Below are 11,969 nucleotides of genomic sequence, written 5' to 3'. Positions count from 1 at the left end.
GCTCAGCGCTGGATGCGCATCCCCCCGCCGACGGCCTCGACCCGTACCCCGTGACTCTGCGCCAGCATGGCCAGCGCCAGGGGCAGGTCGTCGACGGGGAAGGTGCCGGACACCCGCAGGCTCGCCACGGCGGGTGACCAGGCCAGGGGCCGGTCGCTGTAGCGCATAAGCTCCTGCGCCCATTGCGCCAGCGGCATGTCTTCCGCCACCAGCAGCCCCTTGCGCCAGGCCAGGGCGGACTCGCGCGCGGCCTCGACAGCACCGAACCGCTCACGGCTGAAACGCACCTGCTGCCCGGCCTGCAGGACCGCTTCGTGCGGCACGGCACCCGGGTGGTCGAGGGTCACCCTCACCGCCCCCTGGTAGACGGCGAGCAGGGTCGCGTCCGGGAAGGTGCGAACGCTGAAGCGCGTGCCCAACGCCTGCATCAGCCCCTGCCCGGTGCGTACCCGCAGCGGCCGGGGCGGCACCTGCCGATCCACCGTCGTGGTCACGTACAGCTCGCCGCGCTGCAGGTGCAGCAGGCGCTGGTCGGCGCTGAAGCGCACCTGCAGGGCCGTGTCGCTGTTCAGCGCCACCTGGGTGCCGTCCTCCAGCCACAGCTCGCGGCGCTCACCCCGGGCCGTGAGGTAGTCGACGCCCGCCCGGCTGCGCTGCCACAGCCACCACCCCAGCGGCGCCGAGCAGGTGGCCAGCAGCAGGCTGCGCAGCACCGTGCGGCGGCTGCTGCCAAGCGGGCGATCCAGGGCCTGCCGGGCCAGGCCCGGCGGCAGCGTGCCCAGGCAATCCAGCAGCCGCTGGGCACGCTGCCAGGCGCGCGCGTGCTCGGGACCGGCGTGCTGCCAGCGCACCAGCTCGGCCTGTTCGGCGGGTGTCAGCGGCCGTTCCTGCATCAGCAGCAGCCAGGACGCGGCCTGTTCCAGCACGGTGGCAGCGATGGGGTCGCCAGGGGGGCGCAGGTCAGGCATCGGGCATCCGACTCAGGCAGACCAGGTAGCCCTGGTGGATGTACTTCTTCACGGTGGGCAGGGCGATGTTCAGGGCCTCGGCGATGGCCTTCTGCTTCATGCCGTCCAGGGTCGCCATGAGGAACGCCTGGCGCACGGGTGGGCGCAGGGTATCGAGCAGCGCGTCCACCTCATGCAGCGTCTCGAGGATGACGCTCTGCTGCTCCGGCGAAGGGTGCTCCGGCTCCGGCAGCTGCGACAGCGCCTCCAGCCAGGCCTGCTCCAGGGAATGGCGCCGCCGCCAGCTGACCAGCACGCACTGGGCGATGCGGGTCAGGTAGGCGCGGGGCTGCTGGATGGCCCCGCCCTGCCGGGCATCGCGGCTCACCAGCACCCGCAGGAACACGTCCTGGGCCAGGTCATCGGCGACACCCCGGCCCCAGGAGCGCAACCGGTAGCTCAGCCAGTTGCGCAGCCAGCCGTGGTGCTCGGTGTACAGCGTGGTCACGGGGCAGCGCTCGGCGGGCAGGATCGGGGATTCGGGGGAAGTCATCGCGGGGGATCGGCACGGCAGGTCGCAAATGAAAACAATTATCACTAAAATCCGAGCCGCCACAAGCACGGATGAAAACAAGAACGATCCGCATATACCTTTTCCAATCTCGTGCGACAGAGGGAGTGACAGCCCGCAGCGAGTGGCGGGCCACACACCCTACGAGCGAGAGAACCATGCCTGCAGTCCACCGGCACCCCGCCGCTTCGCCCATGCCCATCCGCCTCTCTCCGATCAGCCTGGCCGTCGGCTGCGCGTTGATCGGCTGCCTGCTGGCCGGTATCACCGCCCCGTCCGTGCAGGCCACCGAGACGACCGCGCCCCACGACCAGCCGGACAGCGCCCACGACTACGACATCCCGCGCGGGCCGCTGGGTGCCGCGCTGGGCCTGTTTGCCAGCCAGTCCGGGCTGCTGCTGTCCTACGATGCCGACCTGACGCGGGGCCGCACCGCCCCCGCACTCAAGGGGCGTTACAGCGTGGCGGACGCCGCGCGGCGCCTGCTGGCCGGCACGGAGCTGGACCTGCTGCCCGGAGCCGCCGGCACCTATGTCCTGCTGCCCCGGAGCACGCCGCCCGAGGCCGGGCTCGAACTGAACCCGACGATGGTCGGCGCCACCGCCCTGCTCGACGACCCGCAGGAGGCCTATCGCGCGCCACGTTCCTCCGTGCACCTGACGCGGGAGGACCTGGACCGCTTCGGCACCGTCTCGGTGGGCGACATGCTCAAGGGCGTGGCCGGCGTACAGGTGGGCGACAGCCGCAACGGCGGCGCGCTGGACGTCAACATCCGCGGCATCCAGGGGCAGAGCCGCATCGCAGTGCGGGTGGACGGCTCGGAGCAGGCGCTGGATGTCTACCGCGGCTACGGCGGTACCCAGCAGCGCAGCTACATCGACCCGGACCTGCTCAGCAGCGTGACCGTGAACAAGGGCCCCAGCCTGCGCTCCGGGGCCATCGGCGGCGCAGTGGAGATGACCACCCTCGGCGTCGACGACATCCTCGTCGACGGCCAGGACGTGGGCCTGCGCGTGACCGGCAACCTCTGGAACAACGGCGTAGAGCCCGCCAGCCGGGACGCCCACTCGCGGACCGAGGACCTCAGCGCCGTCCCCCGCACACAGCGCGGCAACCTGTTCAACTCGGCGGCCGAATCCGGCAGCGCGGCCTTCGCCTTCCACCACGAGCGGGTGGACCTGGTGGCCGCCTACGCCCACCGCAACCAGGGCAACTACTTCGCCGGCAAGCACGGCCAGGACCGCTACCGCCTGTTCGACCGTTGGGGGGACGAGCAGCCCAGCGTGGCCAGCACCTACAACGCCGGTGAAGAGGTGCTCAACTCCTCGGCAGAGACCGAGTCCTACCTGCTCAAGACCACCTGGCGGCTGGACGACGAACAGACTCTGGACCTGGGCTACCGCCGCTTCGACGGGCACATGGGCGAGATCATGCCCTCGGACATCTTCCGTTTCGGCACCGCCGGCATCTACCAGTACCCCACCAGCGACGTGGCGATCGACACCTATACCGCGCGCTACCACTACCTGCCCGCCGACAACCCGCTGCTGGACCTCAATGCCGGCCTGTGGCTGACCGATTCGCAGACCAGCTCCCTCAGCGCCGCCTGGATGGCGCCCACCTCCCAGCTGTACCGCACCGACCGCGCCTGGGCCCGGCAGGACGACCGGCGCATCGGCGGCGACCTGAGCAACGTGTCGCGCTTCAGCACCGACCACGGCGACTTCACCCTGGAGCTGGGTGGCGCCTTCCAGGTGGAGGATCTGAAACCGCAGAAAAGCGTGACCACCACCCAGCACGACATCAACGCCAACCGCATGCTGCGGGACGCCTCGCGCCAGGAGTTCAGCTTCAACGGCAAGCTGGAGTACCAGCCCATCGAAGAAGTCACCCTGTGGGGCGGCGGCCGCTACAGCCACTACCGCACCCGCGACAACACCGTGCTCGCCGAGGCCCGCCGGGCAGACCGCGCGATGCGCTGGATCACGGTGGAAAGCCCCACGGGCTGGGGCAGCATGATGTGGTTCCCCGACCAGAACGGGCAGTACACCGCCGCCACCGACCCGCGCCTGAACAACGGCATCGTCTTCGGCAACAGCAACGAGCCGTTCAACGGCGTGCCCTTCGACAGCTTCGGCGCCACCCAGGTGACGGTTTCCCCGGAGGAGGTCAGCAACGTCGTCACCGGCTACGCCTACACCCCGCAGCGCGACAGCCACGGCGGCGGCTTCGCCCCGGCCTTCGGCGTCAACGTCGAGTTCCTGCCGGACACCTTCGCCTACCTCACCTACACCGAAGGCCTGCGCCAGCCCTCGCTGTTCGAGACCAGCCAGGGCACCCAGCAGGTCACTCCGGGCAAGCACCTCAAGCCCGAGCGCTCGCGCAGCTGGGAGCTGGGCCTGAGCGCCCTGCGCAGCGACCTGCTGGCATCAGGCGACACCGCGTCCGCCAAGCTGGCGTTCTTCGACAACGAGATCCGCCACTACATCACCCGCTACTACGACCCGAGCCCGGGCCTCTGGGGACAGATGACCTTCAGCAACACCGACCGCTACAGCACCCGTGGCCTGGAACTGCAGTCGCACTACGACGCCGGGCGCGTGTTCGCCGACCTCTCGGCCACCTACTACCTGAAGACCGAAACCTGCGACGCGGCCTTCGCCGCCAAGCTGCGCGCCGTCGCCAGCCCCTACCAGCGCACCCAGGACACGCCGGACTGCACCCCGGGCAGCTACATGGGCTCGTACACCAACACCCAGAACCCGCCCAAGTTCTCCACCAACCTGCTGGCCGGCCTGCGCTTCTTCGACGAGACACTGACCCTGGGCGGGCGCATGACCCACACCTCCGGCCCCACCGCGCAGCTGGACAAGCCCTGGCAGACCGGCGCCACCACGCCGCAGATCGACTACCGCGCGGTGACGCTGTACGACCTGTTCCTCACCTACAAGGTGCTGGAGCACGCCGAGCTGAACCTGTCGGTGCAGAACCTCACCGACCGCTACTACCTGGACCCGCTGGCGCAGAGCTTCATGCCGGCCCCGGGGCGCACCTGGCGGCTCGGCGTGCAGGCGCGGTTCTGACACGCGGTCCGATGCTAGGCCGGCCCGGCCAGCTCCACGCGGTTGCGGCCAGCGTCCTTGGCCCGGTACAGCGCCTGGTCGGCCGCCTCCACCAGTGCCAGCTCGCCCCCCAGCAACACCGGACCCTGCAGGGTCGCCACGCCGATGCTGGCGCTGACCCGGCCCAGCGGGCTGGCACTGTGGGGAATCGCCAGCTCCGCCAGGCGCTGCAGGATGGCCTCGCCCACGGCCTGTGCGCCGGCCAGGTCGGTGCCGGGCAGGATCACCGCCATTTCCTCCCCGCCGTAGCGGGCTGCCTGGTCGCTCGGGCGCCGCACGCACCCCTGCAGGGCCTCGCCCACCGCCTTCAGGCACTCGTCCCCGGCGATGTGCCCGTAGGCGTCGTTGAAGCGCTTGAAGTGATCGATGTCCAGCAACAGCAACGACAGCGGCGTCCGTTCCCGGTAGGCACGCCGGGCCTCGGTGGTGAGGGTCATGTCGAAGCCGCGCCGGTTGGCCAGCCCGGTGAGCGGGTCGCGGGAGGCCAGGGCCTCCAGCCGGGCATTGCTCAGCAGCAGGTCCTCGCGGGTCGCCATGAGCAGCCGCTCGGTGCGGATGCGCCGGCGGATGTCGCGGATCAGCAGGTGCCCGACGATGCCGATGCCCCCCAGCATCGCCGTGGCCACGCCCACGGTGAACTGTGTTTCGGTGCGCCAGGCCTGCAGGGTCTCGCCCTTGCCGACGGCCACGGTGGTGACCAGGGGCAGATGTTCGTTCTTGCGGAAGGCATACAGACGGTCCACCCCGTCCAGGCTCGACGTGAGCGCCGCCGTGCCCACCGAGTGCCCCACCAGGTACTGGGTGTAGATGGGCGACCCGGAGAAATCGTGGGTCATGTCCTGCTCGCGGAACGGGTAGCGCACCAGCATCTGCCCGTTGGTGAAGGTGAGCGCGATGGCCCCCTCGGTGCCCACGTCGATCTTGCCGAACAGCCGGAGGAAGTTCTCCACCCCCAGCGTGACCGCCACCACGCCGGCGAAATGGCCGGGGGCGTCCTCGAAGCGCCGGCTGACGGTGATCACCCAGGCCCCGGTGGCGCGGCTGCGGATCGGCGGGCCGATGTGCACCTCGCGGGTCGGGTTGTCGCGGTGGAAGAGGAAGAAGGCCCGGTCACCACTGTTGGCATTGGCCGGGACCTCGCCATTGGAGGACATCAGCCAGTTGCCCGCCGCGTCGTAGATGACGATGCCGTTGAGCTGGCTCATCAGCAGCTGCTGCTGGTCCGCCAGGGCATGCAGGCGCTTCATCTGCTCCGGCCCGGTGCCCTCCGCCTCCAAGCGCTCCATGAAACCCAGCAGCAGCGTCGAACTCTGCCGGACGATGCCTTCGGCGTAGGTGTCCAGCGCCTGGGTCAGGTTTAGGCTGTGCACGTAGGCTTCATGCAGGGTGCGCTCGCGCGAGGCCCAGACCTTCCAGCCGACCAGGGCGATGAGCGAGACCACGATGATGGCCAGGAGCAGAGCGGTAAGACGGATATCACGTTTCACAAATGCACCACGCAGACTTCCATTTCAGGCGATGCGACGCTGCAAACCCTCGGCGAGTCGCATCGCACCCCTGACAACCTGGAAAAACAGACGACCGGCCACCCGCCCGCCCCGTATCAAACACCCGAACCGATGACAGCATCGGGGGGCCTGGAGGCGCCCTACTGCGACTGGCGCTGCCGGTACCAGGCCTGGGCCATGTCATCGAGGTGGGTGAGGAACACCGTCGCCAGGGGCGACAGGCGCTTGCCCCGAGGGTAGAGCGTCCACCAGTTCGATTGCAGCGGGAATCCCTGCACATCCAGCACGGCCAGTTGCTCGTGCTCGACGATGGGTGCCAGGGCATGGCGGGAAATGACCGACAGCCCCATTTCGGACGCCACCGTCTGCTTGATCGCCTCGTTGCTGCCCAGCTCCACCCAGACCTGGGGCACGAAGCCGACCTGCTGGAAATGCGCATCGCAGGCCAGCCGCGTACCGGAGCCACGCTCGCGGAGGATGAAGCGCTGCTCCGCCAGGTCCGCCAGGGTCAGCCCCTGCCGGCCGGCCAGGGGGTGCGACTGGCTGGCGATCACCACCAGCGGGTTGGGCAGGAAGGCGTGGGTCTCCAGCTCCAGGTCGGCCGGCGGCATGGAGAGGATGTAGAGGTCGTCGCGGTTGTCCCGCAGGCGCGCCAGCACTGCATCACGGTTGAGCAGCTCCAGGGCGATGTCGATCTGCGGGTGGCTGGCGCAGAAGCGTCCGAGCAGGCTGGGTACGAAGTACTGCGCGGTGCTCGCCACCGCCAAGCGCAGGCGCCCCCGGGTCAACCCGCGCATGCCGTCGATGCGCTGCTCGAACGAGCCCCACTCCTCCACCATCGCCTGAGCCGTCTCGGCCAGCGCCTCGCCGGCCTCGGTGAGGTACAGGCGCCGGCCGATCTGCTCGTACAGCGGCATGCCCACCGCCTCGGACAGCTCCTTGAGCTGCATCGACACGGTGGGCTGCGTCACGTGGCAGGCCCGTGCGGCAGCGGTGATGCTGCGGTGCTCGGCCAGGGCGAGGAACAGGCGCAATTGCCGGAACGTCGCATTCATAACCTTTCCTCTAATCTTTGCATCGTAATTATTGATTTTTGATTATGCATCTTGCGCACTAGCCTATGGCCATCCCTGCTCTCCTGGAAACCGACGATGGCCAACTTCCTCGACCCCGCGATCCTCTTCTTCCTCTTCGGCATCTTCGCCGGCCTGCTGAAGTCCAACCTGGAGATCCCAGCACCGATCTCCCGCTTCCTCTCGCTCTACCTGCTGATGGCCCTGGGCCTGAAAGGCGGCTTCGCCCTCGCCGCCTCCGGCTTCACCCCGGAAGTGGCGCGCTCCCTGGGCCTGGCCGTGGTGCTCGCGCTGCTGGTGCCGGCGCTGGCCTACCAGTTGCTGCGCCGCCTGCTCAACGGCTTCGACGCCGCGGCCCTGGCCGCCACCTACGGCTCGGTCAGCGCGGTGACCTTCATCACCGCCATCCAGTATCTGGAGAACCAGGGCCTGCCCTATGGCGGGCACATGGCTGCAGCCATGGCGCTGATGGAGTCGCCGGCGATCATCATCGCCGTGGTGCTGGCCAACACCCTGCGCCACCGTTCGCCCGCCCCGGCGGCGCTGGCCACGCCTTCGGGCACCCTGGCGGTGGGCGGTGCCCCGAGCGGCGGCGTCGGCCTGGGCAAGGTGCTGCACGAGTCCCTCACCGACGGGGCCCAGTTGCTGCTGCTCGGCGCCATGCTGGTGGGCCTGGTGACCGGCGCCAAGGGCCAGGCCGCCCTGGCGCCGTTCTCGGTGGACCTGTTCAAGGGCATGCTCGCCTTCTTCCTGCTGGACATGGGCCTGCTGGCCGCACGCAACCTGGGCGACCTCAAGGGCCGTTCGCCCTGGCTGCTGCTCTACGCGCTGGCCGCCCCGCCGGTGCATGCCTGCCTGGCCCTGGGCCTGTGCATGCTGGTCGGGGTCGAGGCCGGCAACGCCGCGCTGCTGATGGTGCTGGCGGCCAGCGCCTCCTACATCGCCGTGCCGGCGGCCCTGCGTTTCGCCATCCCCGAGGCGAGCCCCTCGCTGTACTTCGGCATGTCCCTGGGGATCACCTTCCCCTTCAATATCCTGCTGGGCATCCCGCTGTACGTCGGCCTGGCCCATCGGGTGCTGGGCTGAAGCCGGCCCGCCTGCGGAAACGAAAAACCCCGCCTGAGCGGGGTTTTTCCTGTCCGGTCGTGATCAGACGATCACGCCCTGGCTGCGCAGGTAGTCATCGTAGGTTCCGCTGAAGTCGGTCACGCCGTTCTCCGACAGCTCGATGATGCGGGTGGCCAGGGAGCCGACGAACTCACGGTCATGGCTGACGAAGATCAGCGTGCCCGGGTAGTTCTCCAGCGCCAGGTTGAGCGCCTCGATGGATTCCATGTCCAGGTGGTTGGTGGGTTCGTCCATCACCAGCACGTTGGGCTTCTTCAGGATCAGCTTGCCGAACAGCATGCGACCCTGCTCGCCCCCGGAGATGACCTTGACCGACTTCTTGATGTCGTCGTTGGAGAACAGCATGCGGCCGAGGGTGCCGCGCACCAGCTGCTCGCCGCCCTGGGTCCACTGGGCCATCCAGTCGAACAGGGTCATGTCGTCCTCGAAGTCCTCGGCGTGGTCCTGGGCGAAGTAGCCCACGTCGGCGCTCTCGGTCCATTTCACCTCGCCGGCCATGGGCGCCATCTCGCCCACCAGGGTGCGCAGCAGGGTGGTCTTGCCGATGCCGTTGGGGCCGATGATGGCGACGCGCTCGCCGGCCTCGATCTGCATGGACAGGTTCTTGAACAGCGGCGTGCCGTCGAAGCCCTGGCTGACCCGCTCAAGGGTCACCGCCTGGCGGTGCAGCTTCTTGTACTGCTCGAAGCGGATGAAGGGGCTGACGCGGCTGGACGGCTTGACCTCTTCCAGCTGGATCTTGTCGATCTGGCGGGCACGGCTGGTGGCCTGCTTGGCCTTGGAGGCGTTGGCCGAGAAGCGGCTGACGAACTGCTGCAGTTCGGCGATCTGCGCCTTCTTCTTGGCGTTGTCCGAGAGCAGGCGCTCGCGGGCCTGCTCGGCGGCGGTCATGTACTCGTCGTAGTTGCCCGGGAACAGGCGCAGCTCGCCGTAGTCCAGGTCGGCCATGTGGGTGCAGACGCTGTTCAGGAAGTGACGGTCGTGGGAAATGATGATCATGGTGCTGTTGCGCGCGGTGAGCACGCCTTCCAGCCAGCGGATGGTGTTGATGTCCAGGTGGTTGGTCGGTTCGTCCAGCAGCAGCACGTCCGGATCGGAGAACAGCGCCTGGGCCAGCAGCACGCGCAGCTTCCAGCCCGGGGCCACGGCGCTCATCGGGCCGAAGTGCTGGTCCAGGGGAATGCCCAGGCCCAGCAGCAGTTCACCGGCGCGGGATTCGGCGGTGTAGCCGTCCATCTCGGCGAACAGCACTTCCAACTCGGCCACGGCCATGCCGTCGTCCTCGCTCATCTCCGGCAGGCTGTAGATGCGGTCGCGCTCGGCCTTCACCTTCCACAGCTCGGCGTGGCCCATGATCACCGTGTCGATGACGGTGAAGTCCTCGTAGGCGAACTGGTCCTGGCGCAGCTTGCCCAGGCGGGTGTTGGGTTCGAGCATCACCTGCCCGCCGGACGGCTCCAGCTCGCCGCCGAGGATCTTCATGAAGGTCGACTTGCCACAGCCGTTGGCGCCGATCAGGCCGTAGCGGTTGCCGTTGCCGAACTTGACGGAAACGTTTTCGAACAGCGGCTTGGGGCCGAACTGCATGGTGATGTTGGCGGTGGAGATCACGGGCGGAATCCTGGGCTGGGCGTGCTGGCACGCAAAAAAGGGCGCGATTGTAGCCGTTTAGGGCCCCCAGCGGGGAGCCGCCTGGCGAGCAGGACGGGTGAGGCCGCGACATTGCCCCTTCAGAAGGCCGAGCACCGCCATGAAAAAGCCCCGCCGAAGCGGGGCTCGTTCATCCTGCCTGCCGATCAGGCAGCCACGAACAGCTCGCCGATGCGCGACTGGGCGGCCTTGAAGGCGTTGGCGCGGGGTTCCTCGCCGTAGGCCAGGCCTTCGGCACGGACGATCTCGATGTCGGTGATGCCGAGGAAGTTCAGCACCTGCACCAGGTAGGCCTCGTGGGCCTGGCCGCTGGGCTGGCCGGCGTGGATGCCGCCGGCAGTGGAGACGATCACCACCTTCTTGCCACCGGCCAGGCCCTGGGGACCGGCTTCGGTGTACTTGAAGGTCTTGCCGGCGACGGCGATGCGGTCGATCCAGGCCTTGAGCTGGGTGGGCACGGTGAAGTTGTACATCGGCGCGCCGATGACGATGGCGTCGGCACCGAGGAATTCGTCCAGCGAGGCTTCGGACAGGGCGACCTCGGCCTTCTGCGCGGCGTCGCGCAGCTCGGCGGGGGTGGCACCGGCCATCAGGCTGGTGGCGGAGAGGTGGGCGTAGGCGTCCTGGGCAAGGTCACGGTAGGTGACCTGCACGGCCGACTCGGCGGCCTGCCAGGCTTCGACCACGGCGCGGCTGAGTTGGCGGGAGGCGGACGCGTCACCGAGGATGCTGGAGTCGAGGTGCAGAAGTTTCATGGGAAGGCCCCTGTGTCTGGCGATCGCCGGAGTGCGATCGGAATGGTGGCCATCCTACCCATGCAGCCAAACGACGATTAGTTGGTGCATTTGCGATGCAGCGTCCCACCCATGAGGCGAATCAGCGCAGCGATGTTTGCAGGTCCGCCAGGGTGCGGGTGAAGAAGCGCACGGCCTCGGCGTCCAGCTCGCGGTGCACCTCCACCCGGTCGACCCCGTCGGCATCCTCGCAGACCTGGGGCACCAGGGCGTCCATCTCCTCGGAACAGGGCGCCATGAACACGAAATGGCCGGCGCCCGGCACCAGGCGGAAGTCCGGCGGGTTGGGCAGCTTGCGCAGCAGCGCGCGGGCGTTCTGCTCCAGCGGCACCACGCGGTCCTCGTCCCCGCTGTAGAGCAGCACCGGCACCTGCACCGGCTCCAGCCCCTTGCGCCCGAACAGCACGCCAGGGGGCGCCATCAGCATCACGGCGCTGACACGCTCGTCGGCGAAGGGGTCGAGGTCGTCGCGGTCGGGCACCAGCTCGCCCTGGGTGCCGCAGGTGTCGTGGTCAGCCGGCTGCTGCTGGCAGTAGGCACGCAGGCGATCCGGGTCGGGTTGGGCGCCGGCCAGGATCAGCGCGGTCTCGCTGCCGGCGGAGTAGCCGATGACACCGACCCGCTCGGTGTCGAGGCCGCCCGCCAGCAGCGCATCGGACTCCGCCGCATCGATGGCGGCGGACAGCTGCAACGGGCGGCCATAGAGGTTGCTCAGGGTGCCGGTGCGGCTCTGGTCCTTGTAGTTGTCGCCGGTGTGCAGCACGGCGAGTACCACGAAGCCGCGCCGGGCCAGGGCGGTGGCGAGGTCATGGTGGGCCAGCGGCGACCCGCCGTTGCCGTGGGAGAGCAGCACCAGCGGGAAGCGCCCGGCGGCCATGGGCGCATCCTCACCGGCGGCGACGTGGTAGAAGCCCAGGTCGCTGCTCTGCGGCTCGCCCCGTGCCGGGTAGAAGGCCACGGCACTGAGGCTGGCGCTGTCGTCGAGGGGGTCGCTGAGCACCAGACGGTGCACGCCGACGGCCTGGGCGGCCAGGGCATCGAGGGGAGCCAGGGCGGCCAGCAGGGCCAGGCCGAGGATGGCTGAAAGACGAACCAACATGGTGCTCACCTTCCGTTCCGGGTTCAGGGATCGGGCGCTCCGCCCCGCGTTCGGGCCAGGCTCGCCTCCCTGAGCCG

The 11,969-nt window shown here is 68.9% G+C and carries 9 protein-coding genes; 2 read left to right on the top strand and 7 right to left on the bottom strand.

Annotated features, from left to right (window positions below; translation table 11 throughout):
• Positions 1 to 2: 2 nt before the first annotated feature.
• On the bottom strand, positions 3 to 968 hold the full coding sequence (locus tag SZ55_RS17530) for a FecR domain-containing protein (protein WP_044409030.1): 966 nt from the start codon (positions 966 to 968) through the stop codon (positions 3 to 5).
• Complete coding sequence (locus tag SZ55_RS17525) at positions 961 to 1,500, bottom strand: sigma-70 family RNA polymerase sigma factor (RefSeq protein ID WP_044409026.1); 540 nt, start codon at positions 1,498 to 1,500, stop codon at positions 961 to 963. The genes SZ55_RS17530 and SZ55_RS17525 overlap by 8 nt, the downstream gene beginning before the upstream one ends.
• A 176-nt stretch (positions 1,501 to 1,676) precedes the next feature.
• On the opposite strand from SZ55_RS17525, the gene SZ55_RS17520 reads away from it, so the two are divergent.
• Entirely contained in the window at positions 1,677 to 4,601 is a 2,925-nt protein-coding gene (locus SZ55_RS17520) for a TonB-dependent receptor (RefSeq protein ID WP_044409023.1), read from the top strand.
• A 14-nt stretch (positions 4,602 to 4,615) separates the two neighbouring features.
• Here the strand turns inward: SZ55_RS17520 and SZ55_RS17515 are convergent, their stop codons facing one another.
• Both SZ55_RS17515 and SZ55_RS17510 read right to left on the bottom strand, forming a co-directional pair.
• On the bottom strand, positions 4,616 to 6,127 hold the full coding sequence (locus tag SZ55_RS17515; RefSeq protein ID WP_044409019.1) for a GGDEF domain-containing protein: 1,512 nt from the start codon (positions 6,125 to 6,127) through the stop codon (positions 4,616 to 4,618).
• A gap of 161 nt (positions 6,128 to 6,288) precedes the next feature.
• Positions 6,289 to 7,203, bottom strand: a complete 915-nt coding sequence (locus SZ55_RS17510) for a LysR family transcriptional regulator (protein WP_044409016.1) — start codon at positions 7,201 to 7,203, stop codon at positions 6,289 to 6,291.
• Positions 7,204 to 7,299: 96 nt separating this feature from the next.
• Here SZ55_RS17510 and SZ55_RS17505 point away from each other — a divergent pair, with 96 nt between their 5' ends.
• Positions 7,300 to 8,307: a sodium-dependent bicarbonate transport family permease gene (locus SZ55_RS17505; protein WP_044409012.1), complete on the top strand. Its 1,008-nt coding sequence runs from the start codon at positions 7,300 to 7,302 to the stop codon at positions 8,305 to 8,307.
• 63 nt (positions 8,308 to 8,370) lie between these two features.
• Here the strand turns inward: SZ55_RS17505 and SZ55_RS17500 are convergent, their stop codons facing one another.
• From SZ55_RS17500 to SZ55_RS17490, 3 genes are all read right to left on the bottom strand, one after another.
• Complete coding sequence (locus tag SZ55_RS17500; protein ID WP_044409009.1) at positions 8,371 to 9,960, bottom strand: ABC-F family ATPase; 1,590 nt, start codon at positions 9,958 to 9,960, stop codon at positions 8,371 to 8,373.
• A 185-nt stretch (positions 9,961 to 10,145) separates the two neighbouring features.
• On the bottom strand, positions 10,146 to 10,754 hold the full coding sequence (locus SZ55_RS17495) for an FMN-dependent NADH-azoreductase (RefSeq protein WP_044409007.1): 609 nt from the start codon (positions 10,752 to 10,754) through the stop codon (positions 10,146 to 10,148).
• A gap of 121 nt (positions 10,755 to 10,875) precedes the next feature.
• Positions 10,876 to 11,889 (bottom strand): alpha/beta hydrolase family protein, encoded by a 1,014-nt coding sequence (locus SZ55_RS17490; RefSeq protein ID WP_044409076.1) that lies wholly within the window; start codon positions 11,887 to 11,889, stop codon positions 10,876 to 10,878.
• Between the last annotated feature and the right edge of the window lie 80 nt (positions 11,890 to 11,969).

Origin of the sequence: Pseudomonas sp. FeS53a (genome assembly GCF_000931385.1) — a bacterium.
GTDB classification, from domain to species: Bacteria; Pseudomonadota; Gammaproteobacteria; order Pseudomonadales; family Pseudomonadaceae; genus Metapseudomonas; species Metapseudomonas otitidis.
This window is presented reverse-complemented; position numbering and strand designations above follow the sequence as displayed.

Coding starts and splice junctions, on each gene's coding strand:
- SZ55_RS17520 (WP_044409023.1), top strand. CDS start 1,677: ATGCCTGCAGTCCACCGGCACCCCGCCGCTTCGCCCATGCCCATCCGC.
- SZ55_RS17525 (WP_044409026.1), bottom strand. CDS start 1,500: ATGACTTCCCCCGAATCCCCGATCCTGCCCGCCGAGCGCTGCCCCGTG.
- SZ55_RS17530 (WP_044409030.1), bottom strand. CDS start 968: ATGCCTGACCTGCGCCCCCCTGGCGACCCCATCGCTGCCACCGTGCTG.
- SZ55_RS17495 (WP_044409007.1), bottom strand. CDS start 10,754: ATGAAACTTCTGCACCTCGACTCCAGCATCCTCGGTGACGCGTCCGCC.
- SZ55_RS17505 (WP_044409012.1), top strand. CDS start 7,300: ATGGCCAACTTCCTCGACCCCGCGATCCTCTTCTTCCTCTTCGGCATC.
- SZ55_RS17510 (WP_044409016.1), bottom strand. CDS start 7,203: ATGAATGCGACGTTCCGGCAATTGCGCCTGTTCCTCGCCCTGGCCGAG.